Below are 25,663 nucleotides of genomic sequence, written 5' to 3'. Positions count from 1 at the left end.
CCAGCAATCAGCATTTGCGTTTTCCCCATGATATGAACAGCATGGGTAAACGCGTCGAGAATCTACCCGAGCGGTATTTGCTCCATCAGTAATTGGCGCCAGCGAGGCTCGGGTACCGGGCGGCTGTAGTGATATCCCTGGCCTTTGCTGCATCCAAGCTGCCGGACTATCGCTATCTGACTTGTTGACTCCAGCCCTTCGGCGACGACATCAGCGCCAATCGCTTCAGCGATGACGATCACTGCCTTGACGATGGCCTGGCGGTAAGGGTTGTCGTCTAGTTGACTGATAAAGCTTTTGTCGATTTTGATTTCGTCGAAGAAGTAGTCTTTTAAATGCCCCAGCGACGAATAACCTGTGCCGAAGTCATCCAGCGACAGGCGAACGCCCATTGCGGTCAAGGCTTCCAGGTCATGCTGCAATGTTTGGCAGTGTTGCTCAAAGACACTCTCCGTAATTTCAAGCGTCAGCAATTCCGGCGCGATGTTGTAGTCGGATAGCGCCTTTTGAACGGTATCCGGCATAGAGCCGAGCTGAAACTGGATCAGCGACAGATTGATGGATACTGGGGTGACGGGGATGCCAGCGTCATGCCAGCGCCTGATATCGCGGCAGGCCTGACGTATCACCCAATCTCCGATTGGGCCAATCAGCTGGCTTTGTTCTGCCAGAGGGATGAATTGATCCGGCGGAATAAAGCCAATCTCGGGATGCTGCCAGCGTAGCAAGGCTTCTGTCGAGACAATGCGGCCGCTCGCCAGGTCAACCTGGGGCTGGTAGTAAAGTGTCAATTGGTCGGCTGCAATGGCGTGGCGCAGTTTCATGGTGATGTCCACGTTCTTGCGGGTTTGCTCTTCGAGGGTTTTGGTGTACTGGGTCCAGGTCAAGGTTGGATTATGCTGGCTGATATGCATGGCCAGTGTGGCGTCGTTCATCAGCTTTCTGGCATCGTCGGCAGTGGTACGGATACGTGTATAGCCGAACGACGCCTCGACGTGAAAGGCGAATCCCCTGATTTCAAACGGCACATCAAAGACGGCTGCCATGCTTTCGCGCAGTTGGCGCCGAGTGCGCTGATGCTCTTGAGTCGCCAGAACCGTGAATTCACCACCGCCAGTACGCGCGATCAAACCATTTTCACCAATCTCTGCCGTCAAGCGCTGGGCGACCTCCTGCAGTACCTCGTCCCCGACGTCGTGGCCCTGGGTATTATTGATTTCTCTAAGCGCCTTGATGTCGATCACCAATACTGGACTGGCGGGGTGCAGCGTTTTCTGTCTTATCAGCTCGTCCAGGCGCCTGGCGAAGCCTTCCAGAGATAAAAGGCCGGTAAGTCGATCTTTATAAGCGGCATTTTCAACGTCTTTTTCGGCGCGCTTTAACTGAGTGATTTCCTGAGAGGTGCCAATCCACTCGACGAGTTGGTGATCCTCATCCAGTACCGGCGAGATGCGATCCATGAACCACCGAGGTGAGGGGCTTTGAGCCGGTAACTGGTAGGCCACCTCAAACGATGTCTTGTTTCTGAGGGCCTCGCTCCAGCCGTCGCGAAAGGCCTCCGCGGCTTCCGGCGCTATCGCACTGTGAATCGTCGCCATATCGAGGGAGCCGCTAGATGACAGACCGGCTATTGCCAACCATTGCTCGGGGGCTTCTATAAGCTCACCCTCGGCATCCATCAGCCAGATATAGCCAGCCTGGGTTTGAATCAGGCTTCTGAAGCGCCGTTTTTGTTGGGCCAGTGCATTTAGGGCCGAGTGTTCTTTAGTGACGTCAACCTGAATGCCAATGATGTATGAAATGCTGCCGTCGTCAGCCCGGATGGTGCGGAGTTTGACTTGATTTTCAAACAGCTCGCCATTGCGGCGAACATTGGTCACGGTGGCGGTGCAGTCGGTCCCCCGCGATAGAGCGTTGCGCATTATCTGGAGGCCAGGTTGGTCGCGATGCTCTCCCTGGAGGAAGCGACAGTTGCGGCCTAATATTTCGGCTCTGGGATATCCTGTCATGCGCTCGTAAGCGGCGTTGGCATAGATGATAGGTGTGTCGAAAAGGTTGGGGTCGGCAATCGTCACGCCACATTCGACTTCCGCAAAAGCCGCCGATAAAAGAGGTGTCTGCCTAAGGAACATGAGCTCATTGGCAGTTTCCGTGGTCAGGGCATGCACGAGTTGGACGGCCCGCTCGATATCCTCTGCATGTTTACCGGCAAACACAATCACCGTCGGTTGTGTGTCCTGATGGGGAGTGCTCAGTGCTTCAACCGCGATGAAAGCCGCGCCGTTCAGCGGGGCGTCAGGCGGTGGTATTTCCGATCGAGGAATGCCATCAGCCAGCGTCGCCTGGACACTGTCGAGGTTCATAAGCATCTGCGCAGCGTCGGGGTCACCGATGCGATGGCTTGGCGTATTTTCGTCTTTAACAATGACCGCCGCACAAACGGCATCGCAGACCGTCTCTAGTGCCTCTAGTAGATCAGTAAAGAGATCATTGTAGTCTGGCGGGTGTAACATTTTTAAAGCACCTTAGGGGAGTGGCGTTACCGTGCGGTTGCTGGAAACTGGGGCTCTAACATACGTCCGGGCTATCCTAGGGACGTCGGCAGGCCTTGATTTTCTGAAGTAGTCTGCTCAGCAAGAACCCTGTTTCGGCCACCCTCTTTGGCTTCATAGAGCAGTCGGTCAGAGCGCCTGAGCAAGTCTTCGACGGAGGTGATCGCTTCTGTCATTTCCAGAACACCGCCACTGACGGAGACCGCAAAGGGCGAGTTGTCTTCTGCTAAATACTCGCTTTGATTGATCGCCAGACGCAGGTTTTCTGCCACTTGTCTGGCTTCTTCCCCAAGGGTGTTGGGTAACAAGACCAAAAACTCCTCACCGCCCATACGACCGACGATGTCGGTCGCTCGTAAGCGATGCTTCATCAGCTCGCTGATTTTGGTCAGCACCCGGTCACCCACCAAATGGCCATGTGAGTCATTGATTTGCTTGAAATGGTCGATATCCAGGCTGATCAGCGAAAAAGGGGTCTGGTATCGCTGATAAAGTGCCATGGCGTCGTTAAGCGATTGAGTCAGATAGCGCCGGTTAAACAGTCCCGTCAGTTCGTCGGTAATGGACAGGTAGGCCAGTGTGTTTTCCAGTTGTTTTTGGTCATCGATATTGGTCAGCATACCATGCCAAACGAGTTTGCCGAGCGGGTCCTGAATAGGGCACGCGACTGCCCGGAACCAACGTTCTGTGCCATTGACGAACATGCGAAATTGACAGGCACCCTCTGATAAGGACGTGTAACAACCTCTGACGGCGGCTTGGACTGCTGCTGAATCAAGCGGATGAATGGCATCGAAAAATAAGCAAGGGTCTTTTTCAATGGCTTTGCAATCAAGGCCAAAGTAGCTGTAAGAACGTTCGCTGACGTAAGTGAAGCGCAAAGCCACCGGAGAAACCATCTCGAAGGAGAAGAGTATGCCTGGTACGGAGGCGGCCAGGTGGGCAAGATGCTGTCGGGATTCCTGCTCGATGGAAACGTCTATGTGTGTGCCCATCATCCAGTCGGTGGGCGTGCCATCTGGCTCCCTGACCAGCATGCCGCGGTCTTGAATCCAGCACCAGCTGCCGTCTTTGCGACGCACCCGGCATAGGCACTCATAGAAGGGAATTTGGTTGTTCAAATGCTGGTCGATCAGCGTATAGGAGTGCTTCAAGTCGTCGGGATGGCAGGCGCGGTTCCAGGTTTCGATGGAAAGCGGCTGAATGTCTTCCAATGTGTAGCCAAGCATGGTGGCCCAGCGTTCATTGAAAATCACCTCCCCGGTTTTGACATTCCATTCCCAGGTGCCAGCTCTGGTGCCATCGATAATCGCCTGCAAACGCAATTCGGAGGAAAGATTCATGGTGAACCTCTCTGCCAAAAACACACTGATAGCATCATTTACTGACGGGCACCCGTTTAGCTTGAATTAATATCGAATGGCTTCATCAATCGTGCCTGTTTCGCGTTATTCAGCAAACCATCAGGTTATCGATAAGAAGACCATTGCATCACGTCCAACCGACTTGCTGCGAAATGATGGCGCAGCTTGGCTGGAAATCCTAGCCGCATAAAGCCAGTCCTGACCACTTGACAATTTTACCATAATGCGTCGTGGAGAACTTTCCGGTGTTGTCATATTTTTCCGTGGGCGAGTGTGGGAGTTAATAGCTGTGCTACGTACTTTCACCCAGTTGAAGCTTGAAACCGACATCATGCTGACGGCGATAGACATTTTTACCGCTTAGCCGACGGATCAGCTCTTTGGCGGCTAAACGGCCCATTTCTTCCCGGGGGGACAGGATCGTGGTCAGTTGGGGAGTGACATGCTGTCCAAGCGGCAGGCCATTGAATCCCGCGATAGCGATGTCATTGGGGACATTCAGCCCCCGACGTTGGGCAGCAAGCAACGCGCCGGCCGCCAGGTCGTCGTTGGCGAAATGAATGGCTTTAGTCTTGGGATGTTGCGCAAACACTAGATCCAGGCTCTCGGAGCCTGCCTTTAGGCTGCCCAGGGTGTCGAGTTCAACGATTGGCGCGTCAATGCCATGGGCTTGCAACACCGCCTTATGCCCTTCGTAACGCATGCTGGCCCGGTAATCCTGCGCGAGTCGTGCACCCACATAAACAATATCCCGGTAGCCTTTATCCACCAGGTGGCTGGCCATACAGCGGCCTGCGGCGACGTGATCGAGACCAACGTTCAGATCCATGCCTTTGCCCAGTTCCATGACTTCCATGATGGGGTGATCCCAGTTTGCCAGCAGTTTATGGCAGGCCTTGTTATGGCGAAGTCCGGCGGTGACCAGTGCAGAGCAGGACCAGCCCAGGAAGGTGCGCACTAACTGATACTCGCGATCCAGATCGTAGTCGGTATTACCCAGCAGTATCTGATAGCCCTCGGCTTCCAGCGTTTCCTGCAACCCCTTGATGACTTCAACAAACACGCTATTGATCAATGACGGCACGATGACGGCAATCAGCTTTGAACGAGAAGAGGCCAGGCTCCCGGCAACCAGGTTAGGCACGTAGCCCAAGCGTTCCACGGCCGCTAAAACGTTGCGTCGGGTTGTGTCGCTAACCTTGGCCGGGTTGTTGAGTGCTCTCGATGCCGTAATCGGCGATACGCCTGCCGATTTGGCGACTTGGGTGAGCGTGATCTGGTCGGAGTGGCGTCGATTTTTAGCGGTATGTGAGGGATCTTTAGACATTGGTTGTATGGGCCTGATGTTTAGCTTGTCAATGTAAAAATAATAATCTAAAAAGAATGATAGCGCTATCATGACAGCGCTGTCATAAGCCTTGAAATAACGGACAATCTAAAAATTAGCGCCGTGTTGATGGCAACCAACGCAACAAAATTGAGGTGGCAGCCAGTGAGTCAAGACAATCAACAATCACTTCAAGTAGGCGTTATTGGCCTGGGTGCCATGGGGATGGGAACCGCTTCCACCCTGCATCAGCAGGGCTTTAACGTAACCGGGTGTGATATTTCTGCCGAGGCGCGTGATGCCTTTGCGGCAGCCGGGGGAAAAAGCGTGGCAACCCCTGCTGAACTTGCTCACTGCCATGTCGTGTTGGTGGTTGTTGTTAACGGGGCCCAGGCTGAACAAGTGCTGTTCGGTGAACAGGGGGTGGTAAGCCATCTGGCGCCGGGTAGCCTGATCATCCAGTGTGCGACGGTGGCGCCCAGCCAGGCAAAACAGCTGGGTGAACGTTTGTCGGCCGCGGGGGTGATGCTCCTCGATGCGCCGATCAGCGGTGGTGCGGCTAAAGCCAAAAGCGGCGAACTATCGGTGATGGCGTCCGGGGCTGAGGACGCTTTTACCTACGGCCAACCAGTGCTCGACGCCATGGCTGCCAAGGTGTACCGCCTTGGCGATGCCCCTGGGGTGGGTTCCAGCATGAAGCTGGTCAATCAACTCTTGGCAGGCGTGCATATTGCCACCGCCGCTGAAGCCATGGCGCTGGGGATTCGCATGGGGCTCGACCCCGACGTTATTTACGAGGTGATTACCCACTCGGCAGGCAATTCCTGGATGTTCGAAAACCGGGTGCCGCATATTCTGAGTGGCGACTACACGCCGCTTTCGGCCGTGGATATCTTCGTTAAAGACCTCAATATCGTCCACCAAACCGGGCGCGAGCTATCGCTATCAACGCCGGTAGCCGCCAGTGCGCTGCAGCAGTTTACCGCCGCCAGCGGTGCCGGTTTCGGTCGCGAAGATGATTCGTCGGTGATTAAAGTTTATCAGCGCCTATCAGGTATCGAGTTGCCCGAAGCCGCCAACGACCACCAGGGAGCCTGAACCATGGGGATGGGATCTAGCATCGTATTGGGCGCCATTGCCGATGACTTCACTGGGGCTACCGACCTTGCCAATAACCTGGTGCGTGGCGGCATGCGCTGCCTGCAGGTCATCGGTGTGCCGCAGGAGGACATTGACCTGACGCATATCGATGCGGTGGTGGTGGCGCTGAAGTCCCGCTCCTGTCCGGTGGATGAGGCCGTGGCCGATTCCCTCGCAGCGCTGGACTGGCTCCGTCGGCAGGGTGCCCGTCAGGTGTTCTTCAAGTACTGCTCCACGTTTGATTCCACCGACCAGGGCAATATCGGCCCGGTCGCTGATGCGTTGCTAGACGCTTTAGGGGCTTCTCAAACAGTGATGGTGCCCGCCTTCCCGGTTAATGGCCGTACGGTTTATCAAGGCCATCTGTTTGTGGGCGACCGTTTGCTCAACGACAGCGGCATGCAGGACCATCCTTTGAACCCCATGCAGGATGCGGACCTGGTGCGGGTGCTCTCCCGGCAAACACCGCACAAAGTGGGGTTGGCCAACCATGCGTTGCTCGCCCAGGGCGCTGACGCAACGCGTAAGCATTTATCCGCGCTCTCAGAAAACGATGTGCGTCACGTCATTTGCGATTCCCTGGACGAAAAGGATCTGGACGTACTCGCTGAAGCGACTGTTCTGATGCCCTTGGTCACTGGCGGCTCTGGTCTGGGGCAGGCGCTGCCTGCCCAGTACCGGGCCCAAGGTTGGCTAGACAAGATCACTGAGCCAGGGCGTTTATCCCCCGCCACGGGAAGTGCGCTGGTGCTTTCCGGCAGCTGTTCCCGTGCCACGCTCGCCCAGGTGGAGGATTTTCTGGCCAAACATCCCGATGGTGGCTTTGCGCTTGATCCGTTGGCGTTGGCTGAAGGAGGGCAGCAGGAAAAGGCGTTGGCCTTTGCTCGGCAGCGGTTGTCTCAGGAGGCCCCCATACTGATCTACGCCTCGGCGGTGCCTGAAAAGGTGAATGCAGCGCAGCAAGCGCTAGGCGTTGCGCGTGCTGGCGCCCTGGTAGAAGAGGCGCTCAGCCAATTGGCGGTCACGCTGGTCAAGGAGGGGGTTGGCCGGTTGCTGGTGGCCGGGGGCGAAACATCAGGTGCCGTGGTGTCGGCGTTGGGGATTACGGCCTTGCATATTGGTGAGCAGATCGACCCCGGCGTGCCCTGGACCCAGGCCCTGCTATCCGGGCGGGAAGCACCGCTTTCCATGGCGCTGAAGTCAGGCAACTTTGGCGGCGTCGATTTCTTCACAAGAGCGTTCGAGGTGCTGGCATGAGCATTCACGACCAGAACAGCCTGCGGGAGCAGATCAGCATCCTGGGCAAGTCGTTGTTTGATCGCGGCCTGACGATGGGGTCCAGCGGCAACATCAGCGTCCGCCTGGATGATGGCGGCTGGCTGATGACACCCACGAACGCCTGCTTGGGTCGACTGGATCCAGCGCGCATTTCCCACCTGGATGAGAAAGGCCAGTTGCTGGGTGGCGATAAGCCCACCAAAGAACAGTTTCTCCACATGGCGATGTATGCCGAGCGGCCTCAGTCAGGCGCGATTGTGCATCTGCACTCCACCCACTCGGTCGCCGTTTCGTGCCTGCCGGAAATAGATCAGTGCGACTGTATTCCACCGCTTACGGCTTATTACGTGATGCGGGTCGGCAAGCTGCCACTCGTCCCCTACCACATGCCCGGGGACCCAAAGCTCGGCGACGCGGTTCGTGGCCTGGCGGGTAAGCACAGCGCGGTGCTTCTGGCCAACCACGGACCGGTGGTGGCGGGGAAAAACCTTGATGCTGCTGTGTATGCCACCGAAGAACTGGAAGAGACGGCCAAGCTCTACCTGCTGTTACGCGGCCAGAACCCCCGGGGGCTAACGCCGGAGCAGGTGGCTGAGCTTGAAGCCAAGTTTCCGCGAGATTAATAACGATCTTGCTGGTAATAAACACTAAATAACAAGAGTTCCACCATGATTCGACTGGCTGCCAACCTCAGCATGCTGTTCAACGAGTACGGATTTCTGGATCGCTTCGCCGCCGCCGCGAATGCGGGCTTCAAAGGCGTGGAGTACTTGTTTCCTTACGCGTTTTCTCCTGAAACGTTGCGCCAAGCATTGCAAGAATGCCAACTGGAGCAGGTGCTATTCAATCTGCCGCCAGGTGATTGGGAGGCCGGAGAGCGTGGGCTGGCCAGTCTGCCCGGCCGCGAGTCGGAGTTTCGTTACTCGGTGGTTGAGGCTTTACGTTACGCGGAAGCCCTCAACTGCCCACGCGTCCATGCCATGGCCGGTTTGCTTCCGGCGGGCGCTGATGACGCCACCCAGGCTGAGCATCATGCCACCTACGTTCGCAACCTTCGCTTTGCAGCGGGGGAAGCGGCCAAAGTGGGGCGAGAGGTGCTCATCGAACCGATCAATACGCGCGATATGCCAGGCTTCTTTCTATCCCGCCAGGCCCAGGCCATGGCCGTTATAAAAGAGGTAGGCGCGGAAAATTTAAAGCTCCAGTTTGATCTTTATCACTGCCAGATCATGGATGGCGACTTGATCCGCCACCTTGAACGCCAGTTCAGTGCCATCGGCCATATTCAAGTTGCGGGCGTGCCCGAGCGCCACGAGCCGAATGTGGGTGAAGTCCATTATCCCGCTATTTTTGACCGCTTGAGTGCATTGGGCTATCGCGGCTGGATTGGCTGCGAATATCGACCAGGTGCCGAAACGCACGCGGGTTTGGGCTGGGGCGAACCGTGGGGACTGACGGGTCACTGAGCGGGTTTAACGTACATGAACAACAATCGCCGTCTATCAGGAGCATAAAGATGCATATCGCCATCACCGGTGCCGCCGGTTTTCTCGGCCAGCGTTTGGTACATCAACTGCTCGCGCGTGGTGAGCTTCGCCAGCAGCCCATCACACGGTTAACGCTGATTGACCAGGTGGAAGCGCCGCAGCCCGAAGCCGGCAATATCGCGGTGACGCCCATGGCGCTGGATATTACCGAGCCGGGCGCACTGGATCGCGTTTTTGAGCAACGCCCGGATGTTATCTACCACCTGGCAGCCGTTGTGAGTTCGGCGGCCGAAGCGGATTTTGACCTGGGGCTAAGGGTCAATTTCGATGCGACCCGTGCGCTGTTGGAAGCCTGTCGCAAGCGGGAGCTGAGTGATACCCGCTTGGTCATGGCCAGTTCGGTGGCGGCCTACGGCGGGGACTTGCCCGAGGTGCTGGATGATATGACGGCGCTTCACCCGCAAAACTCTTACGGCGCTCAGAAAGCCATGTCGGAGCTGCTGGTCAACGATTACAGCCGCCGAGGATTGGTCGACGGTCTTGTGCTGCGTTTGCCCACGATTGTCATTCGACCCGGGCGGCCGAATGCGGCTGCGTCCAGCTTTGCTTCCAGTATTTTACGCGAACCGCTGAATGGCGAAGAAGCGATCTGCCCTGTGCCGGTGGAACTGCCCATGTTCGTGATGTCGCCGGGTAAGGTCGTCGATGCGCTTGTCCACGGTGCAGAGGTGCCGGGTGAGGCGCTAGGCGCTTTTCGGGCGTTCATGTTGCCGGGCATCACCATCACGGTGGCCGAGATGCTGGAGGCGCTGCGTGACGCAGCGGGAGAGAAAGCCTTTTCATTAGTACGCCATGAGCCTGACCCGCGCATCGAATCCATTGTCGCGAGCTGGCCTGCACGCTTTAACACGGCAAAAGCCACACAGCTTGGCTTTGTGGGCGATGAAAACTTCAAACAGATTATTGATGCGTTCGTGACAGAACGCGCTTGAGTTCCTACGCGGCTAACCGCCGTAGGTAATTGCCTGGGCCAAATTCGCACATCTGGCGATTTGCCCAAAAAACCCACCCTCACAACAACAAAAGAGGGAATCAAGATGACTAAAAACTTTGCTCGTCACTCACTCGTGGCCGCTATCGCTGCCATTGCCACCACTGGCGTTGCCCTTCAGGCTCATGCAGCAACGGAAGTCAATCTGGGTCACACCCTGTCTTCCTCGTCGCATTACTCGGTAGGTGCAGACGCCTTCAAGGAGACGCTGGAGGAGCTATCCGACGGGGCCTATACCGTTAACGAACATCCGTCCGGATCCCTGGGCGGTGAGCGGGAAATGATCGAAGGCTTGCAGATCGGCACGGTCGACTTTGTGATCACGTCAACGGGTCCGTTGGGTAACTTCGTGCCGGAAACCTACGTGCTCGACTTGCCATTCCTATTTGAAGACTACGAAGAAGCGCGCTGCGTACTGGACAGTGATCTTGGTGATGAGCTCCTCGCCAAAATGAGTGATCACAATCTAGTGGGCCTGGCGTGGTCGGAAAATGGCTTCCGCCATATGACCAACAGCCAGCGTGAGATCGCAACGCCAGAGGACGCAGAAGGTTTGCGCGTTCGCACAATGGAAAATTCGGTGCACCAGGAAGCGTTTCGTCAAATGGGCGCACGGCCGACACCCATGGCATTCCCTGAACTTTTCACGGCGCTACAACAAGGGACCGTGGATGGTCAGGAAAACCCGATCACTGTGATTGTCGCCACCAACTTCTGGGAAGTGCAGGACTACCTTTCCCTGACCGGGCACGTCTATTCACCGGCGGTCGTGCTTGGTTCGCCCATTTTCATGGATGGTTTAAGCGAGGAGGAGCGAGGCTGGTTCGAGCAGGCAGCGCAAGCCTCGGCTGAAGCAACCCGTGCAGAAGTTTCGCGCTTGGAGCGTGAAGGCGTAGAACTGCTCGAAGAGAAAGGCATGACGGTCAAAACGGATATTGATGTTGCGCCTTTCCAGGAAGCGGTGGAGCCCGCTTACGAGATATTTACCTCGGAGTACGGCAACGAAATGCTTGAGCGCGTTCAGGAAAAAGCCAGCAACTGCTGAGGACTTCCTCCACTTCGGCCTCCAGGCATCTGGGGGCCGTTTCTGCACGGTGACCATCTATGCTAGCGGTATTTCTTCGTCTGGAAAGCCATTTAACGCGCTTAGCCCTGCTCATTGCAGTGGTGATGCTAGCCATCTCAGTGACGCTAAGTTTTTATCAAGTCCTCACTCGCTTTGTGTTTAATGCGCCTTCTACCTGGTCTGAAGTCGCCTCACGCACGGCGATGATCTGGTGTGTGTTCATGGCCGCGGCGGCTACCTTCCGTGGTGGTTACATGATGGCGGTGGAGGTCATTTATAAACTCGTCCCAACGCGTTTTATGAAGCTGTTGGAAATCGTCATTGTGGTGTGTTGCCTATTGGTGCTTGGCGTGCTGATTCATTACGGGATTCAGATGACCATGCGGGTAAGCAGCCAGACCATGTCTGGCATGAATATATCGATGTCATGGGCGTATGCGGCGATCCCCATGGGGTCAAGTTTTGCGATCGTTGCCGCCGTTGCAAGGTTGTTAGCGCAGTTAAGTGGTCGAGAGCAGGTGGGGCCAGAAAATAGCGAGACGCTACCGGAGGCAGAACTGCCTCAAGAGGGTGACTTGCCCAAAGGAGGGTCGCAGCCATGAACATGGTGATTGGTCTGTCCTTGATTATCCTGTTTACGGTCGGTGTGCCGATTGCCATTTCCATCCTTCTGGCATCGATTATCGGCATTGAGTTCTTCACGCGTCTGCCATTGCTGCTGGTCCCGCAGCAGATGTTTATCGGCATTGATAAATTTCCATTAATGGCCATCCCCTTCTTTATTCTCGCCGGTAACCTGATGGCGGCTGGGGGGATATCCCAACGCCTGGTGGATTTGGCCAAGTCCATTGTGGGTCGCGTCCAGGGCGGACTGGCGATGTCCTGTGTGCTGACATGCATGATGTTTGCAGCGGTCTCAGGATCAAGCGTGGCCACGACCTTTGCGATCGGTGCCATCTTGATTCCCGCCATGGTGAAACATGGCTATCCCAGACCGTTGGCGGCTTCCATTCAGGCGACTTCAGCAGAGCTGGGTGTGCTTATTCCGCCATCCATTCCGTTGATTTTGTATGGTGTGAGTACCGATACGTCTATTGGGCAATTGTTTATTGCGGGCGTGGGGCCGGGCATATTGATTGGCAGCGCGCTGATCATCTTTCTTTATCTGTTCTGTAAGGTGCGGGGCTTTGGTAAAGAAGATTATAAAGACAGCACCGGCTTTATGGTCTCGGTCAAGCGTGCGTGGGTGGCAATGCTCATGCCGGTGGTCGTTATCGGGGGGATTTACGGTGGTATTTTCACCCCTACCGAAGCATCGGCCGTGGCCGTATTCTTTGCCCTCATCGTCGGTGGTTTTTACTACCGTGAATTGAAAATAGACGATGTGTGGCCGATTTTTCGCCAAAGCGTGATTTCTACCGCCGCCGTTATGCTGATTATTGCGGCGGCCTCACTATTTAGTTTTCTTCTCAGCCGCACGGGACTCCCTGCGCAAATCGCCACCCTGGTCACCAATACGATCAGTGACCCCATGATGTTCCTGTTGGTGGTCAATGGGTTGCTGTTAGTCGTCGGTATGTTTATTGAAACGTCCGCCGCCATTCTGGTGCTTGCGCCCATCTTGACCCCGATCGCGATGCAGTTCGGTATTCATCCGGTTCATTTCGGTCTTGTGATGGTGGTTAACCTGGCCCTTGGGATGATTACACCGCCGTTGGGCGTGAACCTCTTTGCGGCTTGTGCGGTGGCCAAGATATCGATCGATCAGATGCTGCCCTGGTTGGTTCGTTTTGTACTGGTGATCTTAGCGTGCTTGATGGCGATTACCTATATGCCGTGGATTTCACTGGGGTTGGTGGATTTTCTATATGGTTAGGTGAGCGGCTTTGAAGCGCATCGAACAAGGACAATAACAGGAGTATTTCATGTTGAAGACGACGGATTTACCGCCCCAACAGGCCCTCATTGGTGGTGATTGGGTGAGTTCTGCCACCACGCTGGAGGTAGAAGCACCTGCCACGGGCGAACCCTTGGCACGTATTGCGCGCTGCCAATCCGACCATATAGATGCCGCTGTAAAGGCAGCGAAACAAGCTTTTTCCGGCCAGTCGGGTGAATGGGCCAGTTGGTCTGCCCGCAAGCGCAGTGAATGGTTACTTCGTTTTGCCGATACTATCGAAGCACATCAGGAACAGCTGGCGCGGCTTGAGTGTGCCGACACCGGCAAGCCCATGACCCAGGCCAAGGGCGATATAGCGGCCTGTGCCCGCTATTTTCGCTTTTACGGTGGTGCGGCCGACAAGCTCCATGGTGAAACCATTCCTTTTGAAACCGATTTCGCCGTGATGACGCTGCGCGAACCTTACGGTGTATGTGCGCAGATTATTCCCTGGAACTACCCGTCACAGATTTTTGGGCGCTGTGTGGCAGCGGCGTTGGCGGCTGGCAACACGGTGGTGCTCAAACCGGCGGAAGACGCCTGTTTGAGTGTTTTATGCTTGGCGGAACTGGCCGTGAATCATGGCTTGCCCGCCGGTGCGCTTAATGTGGTGCCAGGGCTTGGCTCTGAGGCAGGTGCGGCGTTGGCTTCACACCCTGATATTGATCATCTCTCTTTTACGGGCTCGCCTGAAACGGGCACTTACGTCGCCCAAGCGGCCGCGCAGCATCACGTTCCTGTGACATTGGAGTTGGGTGGCAAATCACCTCAACTGGTATTCGCGGATGCGGATCTCGATGCGGCGCTTCCAGCCGTCATAAAAGGGATTATTCAAAATGCTGGGCAGACCTGTTCAGCGGGCAGTCGCCTCTTGGTTCAGCGCGAGATCGCCGATAGCGTCGTCGCGAAACTTTGTGAGCGCTTCGCTGCCCTGCGCTGCGATGCAGGTGAGGCGGACGCAGACTGTGGCCCGCTGATCAATGCGCGTCAGAAAGCCAAGCTGGACGCGCGTCTGGCTGCTGCCGAAGCGGATGGTATTCGCGTGGCGGCAAAGGGGCAGCTAGCACCCAATGCACCCACTGGCGGTCATTTCGCCGTTCCTCAACTGCTTACGGACATTCCCAAAGGGCATGAAGTGCTCAAAGAGGAGCTGTTTGGCCCGGTGCTGGTGGTGCAGGTGTTTGAAGATGAAGCAGAAGCTCTCGAATTGGCCAACGCCACGGATTTTGGCCTTTGCGCTGGTATATGGACGCGCGATGGTGGTCGCCAGCTACGCTTGGCCAAAGGTATTCGCAGCGGCCAGGTATTCGTCAATAACTACGGGGCTGCCGGTGGTATAGAGCTACCATTTGGTGGCGTTGGCCGCTCTGGTCATGGCCGGGAAAAGGGTTTTGAAGGCTTGCGCAGCTATACACGGATCAAGACCGTCGCGATCAAGCACAACTAGGATGTCAGCAATATAAGTGGAGCGATAACAATGACAACATCTCGACAGGTAGGCATTGTCGGTGTGGGCCTGATGGGCCATGGTATTGCCAATAGCCTGCTGCGTGCAGGCCATAAGGTCAGCTTTCTTGAACATCCAGGCAATCAGCCTGTGGATGATCTCATGGCAGCCGGCGCCAGCCCACTGAGTTCGGGCCGGGAAGTGGCACAGAATGCAGAGGTGGTGATTTTATGCGTCACTGGATCGCCGCAAGTAGAAGCAGTGCTCTTTGAACCCAACGGCGTTCTGGAAGGCTTAAAGCCCGGTAGTGTCGTCGTCGACTGTTCTACCGCACTACCCAGTTCGACAGAAACAGTGGCAGCCAGGGTGGTGGCGGCAGGTGGCCGGTTTATGGATGCGGCGATGACGCGCACCCCTAAAGAAGCGGAAGAGGGGCGGCTTAATCTGATTGTCGGTGCCCCGACGGCGTTATTCGATGAAACCCTGCCACTACTGCAAGGGTTTGCCGAAAACATTGCCCATGCTGGGGACGTCGGCGCCGGACATACGCTAAAGCTACTGCATAACTTTGTGTCGTTGGGCTTTTCGGCCGTGCTGGCCGAGGCCACTGCTGCTTCTCGCAAGGCGGGTATCAGCGATGCCGCGCTATTAGAAGTGCTGGGAGCGGGTGGCGGAGGGGGCGTTGTACTAGAACGTTTGCGTCCTTATATCGTTAACCATGACCCCTCTGGTTTCAAATTCACCGTTGCCAATGCCACTAAAGACCTGGGTTACTATCACACCATGACCAACGAATTGGGGGTGGAGCGTGGCGTCGCCGAAGCTGTTCATGCCCTTTATACGTCTATCGACGACACAACAGCGGCCGTGCCGGAGGTGATAGGCGTTCTGGAGAAGCGAACTTAGCGGTCGGTGCCGAGTAAGCGGAAAGTTCCGCATCCACCGGCATATGCTTTTGTGGTTCCTCCCAGCCCTTGTAGAAGCCCGACTATGTAGGGCGATCAGGTTTTCTACAGGCGATGGGCTTCGGTGGCAGGATCATTGCTGATCGCGCAATGAGTTGGGCACTTACAGAACTGATTGCACCTGTTCGGGGCGTAGAGACTTACTTTTGAGTCAAAAAAGCGCACCGTTCGTTCGTGAGGTTTGTGGAAAAGCCGCTATGACAGGCGTTGATCAGTTGGCACGCTTATTGCTTGCTTTAGCTGAGTAGTGAGTAGTAAGAATTTTAGGGAGTGATCTTCGACTTTAAAAAATACTGTCAGCGGGTTGACAAAGTCGATAAAGGGTCACAATCTAAATTCTGTAATAGACATATTGTGCGTCGGCATACGCCGAAAGGGCACAGAGCAATAGGGCTCCCATCGTTACCGTCAGGTTGCGTTGTGAGCCCTTTTTTTATGTCCGCAAACAGGAAGGTCGTTCAATGAACAGTCGTATTCCGGTTGGCATACTCTTTTCCACCCAGGGCCCTTACGCCACCGTTGGCCGCTCAATGCGTGATGGGGCGATGCTGGCGCTGGAAGAGGTCAACCGGGGCAAACGATTCCCCTTTGAACTTGAACCTATCGAGTGCGAGCCAGCCGGTGATAACACGGCCTACAGCACCCACGTGAGGAGTTTGCTACGCCATGAGGGCGTGAAGCATGTGATTGGTTGCTATACGTCTTCCAGTCGCAAAGAGGTCATCCCGATTTTCGAAAAATACGATGGCTTGCTGTGGTATCCGTCTCACTACGAAGGTTTTGAGACCAATAATAACGTTATCTATACCGGCGCCGTTCAGAACCAGCATGTTCTCCCGCTGATGGACCATGTGCTCACCCATATCACCCGCGATGTCTATTTTGTGGGCTCCAACTACGTGTGGGCCTGGGAAAATGGCCGGATCATCAGAGAGCTGACCAAGGCGCATGGCGGACACATGATTGCCGAGCGCTACCTGCAGGTCGGCGATCTGGATGTGGCTCGTATCATCGAAGAGGTTCACGAAAAACGTCCAGCCTTCATCATGAACATGCTGATCGGTGAGTCCAGCTATGCGTTCTACCGCGCGTTTGCCAAGGCGCGGGGTGAAAACGCAGCGCTACAAAAGACCGTGGTGGGCAGCTGTACGCTCTGCGAGCCGGAGCTTGCCCAGATTGGTCCGCAGGCGTGTGCTGGGCATCTCGCATCGAGTGTTTACTTCTCGACGATCGACACGCCGGTTAACGAGCAGTTCGTCGCCAGTTATCGCCAACGTTACGGCCATGATGCCCTGCCGAGTGCCGACGCAGAGGCTTCCTACAACACCGTGCATCTACTCGCCCTTGCTTTGGCTGGCGCTGATTCCGTGGATATCGACCGGGTGAAAAAAGCCTTGCATGGAGCATCGTTCCAGGCCCCTCAGGGAAGGGTGCATGTCGATCCTGAAAGTAATCACAGTTACTTGACGGTTCGGCTGGGGATATCCCGCGAAGACGCGACGTTTGAGGTGATTTCAGAAGCAAGCGCACCTGTTCGTCCGGATCCTTATCTCGTCTGGGCGGAAGCATGTGGATCAGGTCCAGCACAGCCGGAAACGCCCATTGCCCAGAACAACATTGGTTTGAGGATCGTGCGATGACGGTTACCACACGACGCAACTTCAGGGGGCATCGGGCCTTAATTGTGTGTGCCGCTGAAAAGGATCGAGCGGTGCTGACTCAGTTCCTTGTGGAGCTGGGCGTCACCCCGGTGGTTCAGGAAAGTCAGGGTGAAGCGAAGGCCGACAAGCCGTTTGACCTGGTGTTCTTCGACGATGACCTGGGCCGCCAATTCGGCAGCATCACGCGCATGATCGACAGTGTCCAGGGGCCGGCGGTTGCCCTGATCGGTTCGGATGCGCCGAGTTCGGTCAATTGGTTCATCGAGCGTCGCGTATGCGGCTATCTGACCAAGCCGTTACGCAAGGCCGGTATTCTGGCCAGTCTCATCATCGCTTACCAAACCTATAACGAGTCCTGCGAGACGGAGCAAAAACTCCATCGTCTGGAACAGCAGGTTCGTGCCCGTCAGGTCGTCTGCACGGCGGCGATCAAGCTCATCGAGGATATCGGAATTTCGGTCAATGACGCCTTTGCCCTGTTGCGGTCGGCGAGCATGAACCGACGGCTATCCCTTGAGGATTTGGCGGCAATGATTGTCTCGGGTGAGATCGCGGTGGCGGCCCTCAAAGAGGAGATCGACTCGGTCCATCGCCTTCGGGAGACCCGATTGAACGGTTATTTATAGCGAACTGATTTAGATCGGTCGAAGCGGAATATATCGGTCAGGCTTCAAGAGCAAAAGGTCGCTTCTCATTTTAGGCAGAGGCGATTAGGGAGCTGTTTTGCTGCAGGACGGCGAGGAAGGAAAAAGTAAAACTACATCAGGGGTATACAAATGAAATACTCAACAATCCAGAAAACGGCCACCTTGACGACGTTGTTGGCGGGCACTTTCGTGACCCAGGCGTCAGCGGATGATCCCATCCAGATTGGTGTGCTTGAGGACCAGTCGGGCAACTTTGCCGCGGTGACGCAGGCCAAGGTGAGTGCCATTGAGTTGGCGGCCGAGGAAATCAACGAGGCGGGCGGTATTGCGGGTCGTGAGGTAGAGCTGGTTGTTTACGATACGCAGTCGGATGATCGTCGTTACCAGGAGCTGATGCGGCGGGTCCTGCAGCGTGATCAGGTGGATACTGTCTTTGCGGGTTTTGCGTCGTCATCGCGTGAAGCGTATCGCCCGATCGTTAACCAGTTCGACGGCTTGGCATTCTATAACAACCAGTATGAAGGCGGTGTGTGCGACGCCAACATGATCGTGACCGGCGCGGTTCCCGAACAGCAGTTCTCGACACTGATTCCCTGGATGATGGAAGAGTATGGCCCGAACGTCTATACGATTGCCGCGGACTATAACTTTGGCCAGATTTCGGCAGAGTGGGTGCGTCAGATCGTAGAAGAGGAAGGCGGTGAAGTCGTGGGCGAGGAGTTCATCCCTCTGGACGTTTCCCAGTTCTCGCAGACCATCCAAAACATCCAGGCTGAGGCCCCGGACTTCGTCGTCACCCTGCTGGTCGGTTCCAACCAGGCGTCCTACTACGAGCAAGCTGGGTCTGCAGACCTTGGGATCCCCATGGCTTCATCGGTGAATGTTGGGCAGGGCTACGAACATAAGCGGTTTGCGCCACCAAGCCTTGCAAACATGTTCGTGACAACGAACTTCATCGAAGAAGTGGATACCCCTGAGGCGAATGCGTTCGTTGAGAAGTTCTATGAGCGCTTCCCTGATACGCCCTATGTGAATCAGGAAGCTGCCAACTCGTATATCGCCATGTACCTTTACAAGCAGATGGTTGAGCGTGCCGATGGCTCGACCGACAAGGAAGACCTTCGCGCCGTCATCGCCGAGGGAGATGTCTGCTTTGATGGCCCCTCTGGCACGGTGTGTCTCGATCCGCAAAGCCAGCATATGTTTCACAATATCTTCCTGGCGAAAGTGGATGAGAACCACGAGATCTCCTTCCCTGAAACCTGGGAAAATATAGAGCCGTACTGGCTGGGTGACAATGGTTGCGACCTGACCCAGAACGACCCGAGTGCCCAGTACACCCCCTCTAGCCCTCCCAACGAGTAAATATCACGCATCGTCCCGGCAGGGTGGTGAACGTCACCCTGCCTGGCTTGTGAGTTTGCATTAAGCGGGAAACCTCGCGGGCGTTTCCTGCCCAGGAGCTGGATATGGAATACCTACATTTAGCGTTCACAGCGTTCTATCAGTTTGGGGATGCGTTTGCTTTTCTGGTGCTATCCGCCATGGGGCTTGCGGTGATCTTCGGGATGATGGGCATCATCAACCTGGCTCATGGTGAATTCATCATGTGCGGCGCCTACGTCACGGTGGTAACGGCACGCCTGGGGGTGCCACTGCCCATCGCGATGCTGTGTGGCAGTCTGGCCGCCGGGGTACTTGGCATTGTGCTAGAGCGCACGATCATCCATCGCCTCTATCACCGGCCGCTGGACTCTATTGTGGCTACCTGGGGGATCAGCCTGATTCTTACCCAGGGCACGCTGATCCTGCTTGGCTCAAGCATGTCGGGCATCAGTACGCCGCTTGGCAGCTTTTCGGTGGGCGACTACACATACTCTACCTATCGAATGGTGCTGCTTGGGGTCGCCGTGCTTCTTCTCGTTGGCCTGTATGTGCTGTTTCACCATACGACGTTCGGCATCCACTCGCGCGCCACCATTCAAGCACCGCACATGGCGAAGGCGGCGGGTATCGACACCGGACGTATGTACTCACTCACCTTTGGCCTCGGGGCGGCCCTGGCCGGGTTGGCCGGTGCGCTTTATGCACCGACGATTTCCATCGTGCCGACACTGGGTGCCAATTTCCTGGTCGAGAGCTTTGTGACGGTGGTTGTCGGTGGCGCGGATGTGTTTCTGGGTACCGCACCAGCGGCGGCCACACTCGCGGTTATCAAGGCCTTTCTGACCGGTTGGCAAGGGCAGCTAATAGGCCAGGTAGGGCTGTTAATAACCGTCATGGTGGTTATCCGCATTCTCCCACAAGGCCTGTCTGGCTGGTTCCTCAAGGGGCGTACATAAATGGGTATGTTGCAGCGAGAAGGATCGGTGACGACACCTTCGTCGTCTCGAGTGCCCAACTGGATGCGACTCGTTAACGGTCCGCAAACACTGGGTCGTGGCCCGCTGTTTTGGGTCGGCTTTGCCTTGGCCATTGGGGCCGCCATCGTTTATCCCGCTTTTGCGGATGCCTGGAGCGTCGGTAACACGGCCTACTTTTTTTGCTGGGTGTTCATGGCGCTTGGGCTGTCATTGATCTGGGGCTACACGGGATCGCTCAGCTTTGGCCAGACGGCTTTCTTCGGGCTTGCCGGTTATACCTATGGTGCCATCACGATCAACTTTGGCGCGGCTTACGGTATGACCCTTGTCGGCTTGCTGCTTGGGGTTGGGGTGTCGTGCCTGGGGGCGGCGCTACTTGGTTACATTCTTTTCTACGGGCGAATCAGCGGCGTATTCCTGGGTATTGTCACGCTGTCGACCACGCTGGTGTTTGCCACCTTTATGGCACAGACCGCTGGCTCGCAGTGGGCGATCGGCGATGCGCGGCTGGGGGGCGACAATGGCATGACCGGTATGCCGCCGTTGACCATTCCCTGGGCGGGGGGCGATATCGCGCTGTATTCGGGCGTGCCGCTTTATTACCTGCTTCTGGCCCTGCTGGTGCTTTGCTACCTGGGCTTGCGGGTGCTGGTCAATTCGCGATTCGGCAATGTGCTGGTGGCGATTCGTGAGAATCCGCATCGTGCTGAAATGCTTGGTTATGACACGCGCCGCTATCAGTTGATCGCCTTTGTGATTGGCAGCGGGCTAGCGGGGCTATCCGGCGTGCTCTATACCGCCTGGGGGCAGTACATCAGCCCCTCCAACATGGATTTGGCGGCTGCTGCCTTGCCCATTATCTGGGTGGCAGTGGGTGGGCGTAAAGACCTTACCGCGACGCTGGTGGGCACCCTGGTGGTGCTGGGCATCTTCCAGAATCTGACGATCTACGGCAGCTACTACGCCTTCGTCATCATGGGACTGCTATTGGTCGTCATCGTGGTCTATTTGCCGGAAGGGTTGATCCCGGGGCTGGTCAGGCTATTTGGCCGTCTCCGCAAGGGTAAGGAGGGCACGTCGTGACCCTATTGCGAACCGAGAACTTATATAAGCATTTCGACGGCGTGAAAGTTGCCCAGGATGTGAACTTCTCGATGGAGACCGGTGAAATCCGCTGTTTGATTGGCCCGAATGGTGCGGGGAAGAGCACGTTTTTCAAGCTTGTGCTTGGTGAGCACCAACCCAGCGCCGGGAAAATCTACTTCTCGGATAAGGAAATCACCAAGCTGCGTTCCTTTGAGCGCGTGAAACAGGGGATCGCCGTCAAGTTTCAGGTGCCGGGTATCTTCGCTGAGCTGTCCGTTTGGCAAAACATGCAGATCGCGGTTCAGAACCATTTGCATGGCGATTCAATGACAGCGGCGATCGACAAAGCACTTGCCTTTGTCAGGCTGACCGACAAGGCCGAAGCGCTTGCCGGGGAGCTCTCCCACGGCGAGCAGCAGTGGCTTGAGATCGGCATGGCGGTGAGCACGGAGCCGCGCTTGCTGCTGCTCGACGAGCCAACGGCGGGCATGACGCCGGAAGAAACGGCGCGCACGGGCGAGATGATCCAGGCGCTCAATCGCCAGGGGATGTCCATTCTGGCGGTCGAGCACGATATGGAGTTCGTCCGCCAGATTGCCCATAAGGTCACCGTACTGAACTTCGGTGAGATCTTTGCGGAAGGCACGATCAACGAGATCGAGGCCAACGAAGAGGTCGCACGCATTTACCTGGGGACAGCCGATGACGACGAATAATACAGAGCTTTTGAGCGTAGAGGGCGTCACGTCTGGCTACGGTACCACTGCCGTTCTGCAAGAGGTCAGCTTGAGCGTGGGCCGCGGCGAGGTGGCGGCCGTCATCGGCCGGAATGGTGTTGGCAAGACGACCCTGATGAAGACGCTGATTGGTCTTATCAAGCATCGCAAGGGCGCTATCCGCTTCGACGGTACGGATATCAGTGCGCTCGAGTCGCATGAACGTGCGCGCTTGGGCATTGGCTATATCCCGCAGGGGCGCGAGGTCTTCTCGCGCATGACCGTCTGGGAAAATCTCAAGGTCGGCGAGATGCTCCAGCAGCCAGGCGAGGGCGTCGACTACGAGCGGGTCTACGAGTTCTTTCCCATCTTGCGCGAGCGGGCGAATCAGCGGGCAGGCACCTTCAGTGGTGGACAGCAGCAACAGTTGGCGATCGGCCGGGCCATGGTGGGCAAGCCGAAGCTGATGCTGCTCGATGAACCCTCGGAAGGTATCCAGCCGAATATCGTCAAGGACATTTCGCGCAACATCCTCAAGCTCAACCGTGAGCTGGGTGTGACGATTCTCCTCGTCGAGCAGAACCTGGACATGATCATGACCATGGCACAGCGCTGCTACGTCATGGACAAGGGGCAAATCACCCACGAGCTTGCGAAGGAGCAGCTCAGTGACCGTGACGCCATGCGTCGCATTCTGGCGGTGTGAGGGCAGGGCGTGCCCCCAAGGTGGGCATGCAAAGCGTAGGTTCATTTCACCATGACGCAAGCTCCGGCCCCTAGCCGCTGGAGCGATGACTGAAAGCAGCTAAAAAGCACCTAAAACAGGAGTAGAATAATGAACTGGTTTGATCATTCCATCATGGCGCGTCGCGCCGTCGCCAGCGGTAAGCCGGGTACTACCCACCAACTGACAGAGGTGGTTCAAGGACAGTATCACTATACGCTTGGGCCCAACCCCAAGCCTGTGCTGCATATTCAGCCGGGGGATATCGTCAGTGCGGAAACCCATGATGCCTTCGAAGGCAAGTTGCGCTCGGAAAGCGACAAGCCAAGCGAGTTGCTTAATCTGCCTTACCTCAATCCGCAGAACGGGCCGATATACGTAGAGGGGGCGGAGAAGGGTGACTGCCTGGCGGTGTATATCCGCGACATGAAACCCCGTGGCCCGCAGCCCTGTGGCACAACGGCGCTGATTACCGAATTTGGTGGTTTGGTGGCGACCGGTGACACCGCGCTACTCAACGCACCGTTGCCGGAACGGGTGAAAAAAGTAGAGGTTGATGCTGAAACAGGTGTGAAGTGGACCGACAAGATTACCCTGCCGTATCAGCCGTTTATTGGCACCATTGGGGTGTCGCCTGAGATCGAGTCGATTAGCTCGCTGGTTCCCGATTATTACGGCGGCAATATGGACTTGCCCGATGTGGCGCCGGGTGCGGTGATCTATCTGCCGGTGCATACCAAAGGTGCCTACCTGTATCTGGGGGACTGTCATGCAGCCCAGGGCGATGGTGAGTTGTGCGGTGTGGCCATCGAACATCCTACCGTGACCACCGTACAGGTCGACTTGATTAAAGATTGGACGTTCAAGTGGCCGCGTCTGGAAAACGAGCAGTTTTATATGACCATTGGTTCGGCGCGGCCGATGGAAGATGCCTCGCGGATCGCCTACCGAGAGCTGGTTCGCTGGCTGGCAGCAGAGTTCGATTTCGATGAGATCGAGGCTTACATGCTGCTTACCCAGGCAGGGCGTGTGCGGTTGGGCAATATGGTGGATCCGAAGTATACGTTAGGTGCTTCCATCCTTAAGTCCATCGTTGGACAAGCACGCTAGCGAGCGGGGAGGTAACAATGAAATACCTTGCCGCCACGGTGCAGTTTGAGCCTGAAATGTTTGCCAAAGAGCGCAATATCGATGCGCTGAAGCGGTTGGTGGAAGAGGCGGCTGCGTCGGGAGCGCGGCTGATCATCACGCCGGAAATGGGCCTTACCGGTTACTGCTGGTATGACAGGGAAGAAGTGGCCCCTTATGCAGAATCGGTGCCAGGGCCTTCAACCGAATGCTTCGCCGCTCTGGCGGCGAAGCATGACTGTTATATTGTGATTGGCCTGCCAGAAGTGGAACCTGCCAATGGGCTATACTACAACACCGCTGTCTTAGTTGGTCCTGAGGGCTATCTGGGCAAGCACCGTAAAAGTCATCCCTACATTGCCGAGCCTAAATGGGCGGCATCAGGCGATACGGGCCATCAGGTGTTCGAGACGTCGCTTGGCCGCATTGCGCTGCTCATCTGCATGGATATTCATTTTCTCGAAACCGCTCGGTTGGTGGCGTTGCGGGGCGCCGATGTCATCTGCCACTTGAGCAATTGGCTCGCCGAGCGAGCACCGGCACCGTACTGGATCAGTCGTGCCAGGGAAAATGGTTGCTACCTGATCGAGAGTAACCGCTGGGGGCTTGAACGTGGAGTTCAGTTCAGTGGGGGTAGCTGCGTGATTGAGCCGGATGGACATGTCCAGACGAGCCGCGATGACGGTGATGGGATCGTGCTGGGCGAGATTGATACTGACCACGTTACCGGGCCGTTGGCCGCTGAGCGTCGGCCCGACCTTTATCATGAACTGCTCCACCAAACTTACGCCTGGAACCCGCTGGACTTTTTTAGGCTTTATGGCCATCAGCCTTTACCCAAGGGCAAAGCAAGCACCATCGCCGTTGCGCAATTTGCGCCCTCGAATCACCTCGACGATAACCTTTCCCAATGTATTTCACTGATCGCCCAGGCTGGGCATGCCGAGCTTGTGGTGTTGCCCGAGCTAGCCCTGACGGGATTGAACGCGGACGCGATCAATCCTATCTCATTGGATCACCCTGTCTTCGACTCGCTGCGTCGTCTTGCGGAGGAGCGTCAGCAGTATTATGTGGTTGGTTTTGCGGAGGCGTCGGATGGCAACCTCTACAATGCGGCCGCGGTGGTGGGTGCCCAGGGCGTTATGGCGGTGTATCGCAAGATTCACTTGAATGATGCTGATCGCGAATGGGCGACCCCAGGCGAACGATGGGTAAGCTGCGATTTGCCCCTGGGCCGCGTGGGAATGCTGATTGGCCACGATGCCGATTTCCCCGAGGCGGGGCGCATCCTGGCGCTGCGGGGATGCGATGTCATCGCTTGCCCTGCGGCCTTGTCAGGGCCATTCCACAGTGCCCATCCCGGTACTGGCATTCGCCAGCAGGCACCCATTCCCACCGGCCCGGACGATCACCATTGGCACCATTATCGGGTACGCGGTGGCGAGAACAACTGCTATTTCGCCTTCGCCAACGTGCATAGCCCCGAGGCGGGATTACCCGGGTTAAGCGGTATATTCGGCCCGGATACGTTTCATTTTCCTCGCCAGGAAGCGCTATTGACCAGTGCAACCGGCTGCGTTCAGCTTGCTATCGACACGAGCAACCTGGACTCGGCTTACCCAAACAGCGCTGTGCGCCGCAAGGACCTGATGGTGATGCGCCTGCCACACCACTATCTTGAATTACTGGAGAGATAGCGCACTCCCTAACTGGATCCCTTTT

General features: G+C 56.3%; 22 protein-coding genes. 19 read left to right on the top strand and 3 right to left on the bottom strand.

Annotated elements, in window-relative coordinates:
- Positions 1–62 precede the first annotated feature (62 nt).
- The 3 genes from ADS46_RS07115 to ADS46_RS07105 all read right to left on the bottom strand — a co-directional run bounded on the left by ADS46_RS07115 (position 63) and on the right by ADS46_RS07105 (position 5,243).
- The gene (locus tag ADS46_RS07115; protein ID WP_066318117.1) at positions 63–2,513 is read right to left on the bottom strand and encodes an EAL domain-containing protein; all 2,451 of its coding nucleotides are present in this window, start codon (positions 2,511–2,513) and stop codon (positions 63–65) included.
- A gap of 71 nt (positions 2,514–2,584) precedes the next feature.
- Positions 2,585–3,919: a sensor domain-containing diguanylate cyclase gene (locus ADS46_RS07110; protein WP_156524484.1), complete on the bottom strand. Its 1,335-nt coding sequence runs from the start codon at positions 3,917–3,919 to the stop codon at positions 2,585–2,587.
- Positions 3,920–4,208: 289 nt separating this feature from the next.
- Entirely contained in the window at positions 4,209–5,243 is a 1,035-nt protein-coding gene (locus ADS46_RS07105) for a LacI family DNA-binding transcriptional regulator (RefSeq protein WP_066318189.1), read from the bottom strand.
- A gap of 165 nt (positions 5,244–5,408) precedes the next feature.
- Here ADS46_RS07105 and ltnD point away from each other — a divergent pair, with 165 nt between their 5' ends.
- From ltnD to ADS46_RS07010, 19 genes are all read left to right on the top strand, one after another.
- Positions 5,409–6,341 (top strand): L-threonate dehydrogenase, encoded by a 933-nt coding sequence (ltnD, locus tag ADS46_RS07100; protein WP_234346780.1) that lies wholly within the window; start codon positions 5,409–5,411, stop codon positions 6,339–6,341.
- Between the two features lie 3 nt (positions 6,342–6,344).
- Positions 6,345–7,640 (top strand): 3-oxo-tetronate kinase, encoded by a 1,296-nt coding sequence (gene otnK, locus ADS46_RS07095; protein WP_066318113.1) that lies wholly within the window; start codon positions 6,345–6,347, stop codon positions 7,638–7,640.
- The gene (gene otnC / locus ADS46_RS07090) at positions 7,637–8,284 is read left to right on the top strand and encodes a 3-oxo-tetronate 4-phosphate decarboxylase (protein WP_066318110.1); all 648 of its coding nucleotides are present in this window, start codon (positions 7,637–7,639) and stop codon (positions 8,282–8,284) included. The genes otnK and otnC overlap by 4 nt, the downstream gene beginning before the upstream one ends.
- Before the next feature lie 45 nt (positions 8,285–8,329).
- Positions 8,330–9,127, top strand: a complete 798-nt coding sequence (otnI, locus tag ADS46_RS07085; protein WP_066318107.1) for a 2-oxo-tetronate isomerase — start codon at positions 8,330–8,332, stop codon at positions 9,125–9,127.
- A gap of 50 nt (positions 9,128–9,177) precedes the next feature.
- The gene (gene denD / locus ADS46_RS07080; RefSeq protein ID WP_066318105.1) at positions 9,178–10,140 is read left to right on the top strand and encodes a D-erythronate dehydrogenase; all 963 of its coding nucleotides are present in this window, start codon (positions 9,178–9,180) and stop codon (positions 10,138–10,140) included.
- Between the two features lie 105 nt (positions 10,141–10,245).
- The gene (locus ADS46_RS07075) at positions 10,246–11,244 is read left to right on the top strand and encodes a TRAP transporter substrate-binding protein (RefSeq protein ID WP_066318100.1); all 999 of its coding nucleotides are present in this window, start codon (positions 10,246–10,248) and stop codon (positions 11,242–11,244) included.
- 59 nt (positions 11,245–11,303) lie between these two features.
- The gene (locus ADS46_RS07070; protein WP_066318097.1) at positions 11,304–11,867 is read left to right on the top strand and encodes a TRAP transporter small permease; all 564 of its coding nucleotides are present in this window, start codon (positions 11,304–11,306) and stop codon (positions 11,865–11,867) included.
- A complete protein-coding gene (locus ADS46_RS07065; RefSeq protein WP_066318095.1) occupies positions 11,864–13,141 on the top strand; it encodes a TRAP transporter large permease in 1,278 nt (425 codons plus the stop codon). Before ADS46_RS07070 ends, ADS46_RS07065 begins: the two co-directional genes overlap by 4 nt.
- A gap of 49 nt (positions 13,142–13,190) precedes the next feature.
- Positions 13,191–14,651 (top strand): aldehyde dehydrogenase family protein, encoded by a 1,461-nt coding sequence (locus ADS46_RS07060; RefSeq protein WP_066318092.1) that lies wholly within the window; start codon positions 13,191–13,193, stop codon positions 14,649–14,651.
- A gap of 30 nt (positions 14,652–14,681) precedes the next feature.
- Positions 14,682–15,557, top strand: coding sequence for an NAD(P)-dependent oxidoreductase (locus ADS46_RS07055; protein ID WP_066318089.1), 876 nt, complete (start codon positions 14,682–14,684; stop codon positions 15,555–15,557).
- Positions 15,558–16,077: 520 nt separating this feature from the next.
- On the top strand, positions 16,078–17,256 hold the full coding sequence (locus ADS46_RS07050) for a transporter substrate-binding domain-containing protein (RefSeq protein ID WP_066318087.1): 1,179 nt from the start codon (positions 16,078–16,080) through the stop codon (positions 17,254–17,256).
- Positions 17,253–17,903, top strand: coding sequence for an ANTAR domain-containing response regulator (locus tag ADS46_RS07045; protein ID WP_199825201.1), 651 nt, complete (start codon positions 17,253–17,255; stop codon positions 17,901–17,903). Before ADS46_RS07050 ends, ADS46_RS07045 begins: the two co-directional genes overlap by 4 nt.
- A 150-nt stretch (positions 17,904–18,053) precedes the next feature.
- A complete protein-coding gene (locus ADS46_RS07040; RefSeq protein ID WP_066318083.1) occupies positions 18,054–19,289 on the top strand; it encodes an urea ABC transporter substrate-binding protein in 1,236 nt (411 codons plus the stop codon).
- 104 nt (positions 19,290–19,393) lie between these two features.
- Positions 19,394–20,266, top strand: a complete 873-nt coding sequence (locus ADS46_RS07035; protein ID WP_066318081.1) for an ABC transporter permease subunit — start codon at positions 19,394–19,396, stop codon at positions 20,264–20,266.
- Complete coding sequence (locus tag ADS46_RS07030; RefSeq protein WP_199825200.1) at positions 20,267–21,370, top strand: ABC transporter permease subunit; 1,104 nt, start codon at positions 20,267–20,269, stop codon at positions 21,368–21,370. It begins immediately after the preceding gene.
- Entirely contained in the window at positions 21,367–22,089 is a 723-nt protein-coding gene (locus tag ADS46_RS07025) for an ABC transporter ATP-binding protein (protein WP_066318079.1), read from the top strand. Before ADS46_RS07030 ends, ADS46_RS07025 begins: the two co-directional genes overlap by 4 nt.
- Positions 22,076–22,795 carry an urea ABC transporter ATP-binding subunit UrtE gene (gene urtE, locus ADS46_RS07020; RefSeq protein ID WP_066318078.1) on the top strand — a complete coding sequence of 240 codons (720 nt, stop codon included), beginning with the start codon at positions 22,076–22,078 and terminating at the stop codon, positions 22,793–22,795. Before ADS46_RS07025 ends, urtE begins: the two co-directional genes overlap by 14 nt.
- A 129-nt stretch (positions 22,796–22,924) precedes the next feature.
- Complete coding sequence (locus ADS46_RS07015; RefSeq protein ID WP_066318077.1) at positions 22,925–23,923, top strand: acetamidase/formamidase family protein; 999 nt, start codon at positions 22,925–22,927, stop codon at positions 23,921–23,923.
- A 17-nt stretch (positions 23,924–23,940) separates the two neighbouring features.
- Positions 23,941–25,638, top strand: a complete 1,698-nt coding sequence (locus ADS46_RS07010; protein ID WP_066318075.1) for a nitrilase-related carbon-nitrogen hydrolase — start codon at positions 23,941–23,943, stop codon at positions 25,636–25,638.
- Positions 25,639–25,663: the final 25 nt, after the last annotated feature.

Origin of the sequence: Halomonas sp. G11 (genome assembly GCF_001663515.1) — a bacterium.
GTDB lineage: Bacteria > Pseudomonadota > Gammaproteobacteria > Pseudomonadales > Halomonadaceae > Vreelandella.
The sequence above is the reverse complement of the archived record's forward strand: the minus strand, read 5'-3'. Positions and strand labels throughout refer to the sequence as shown.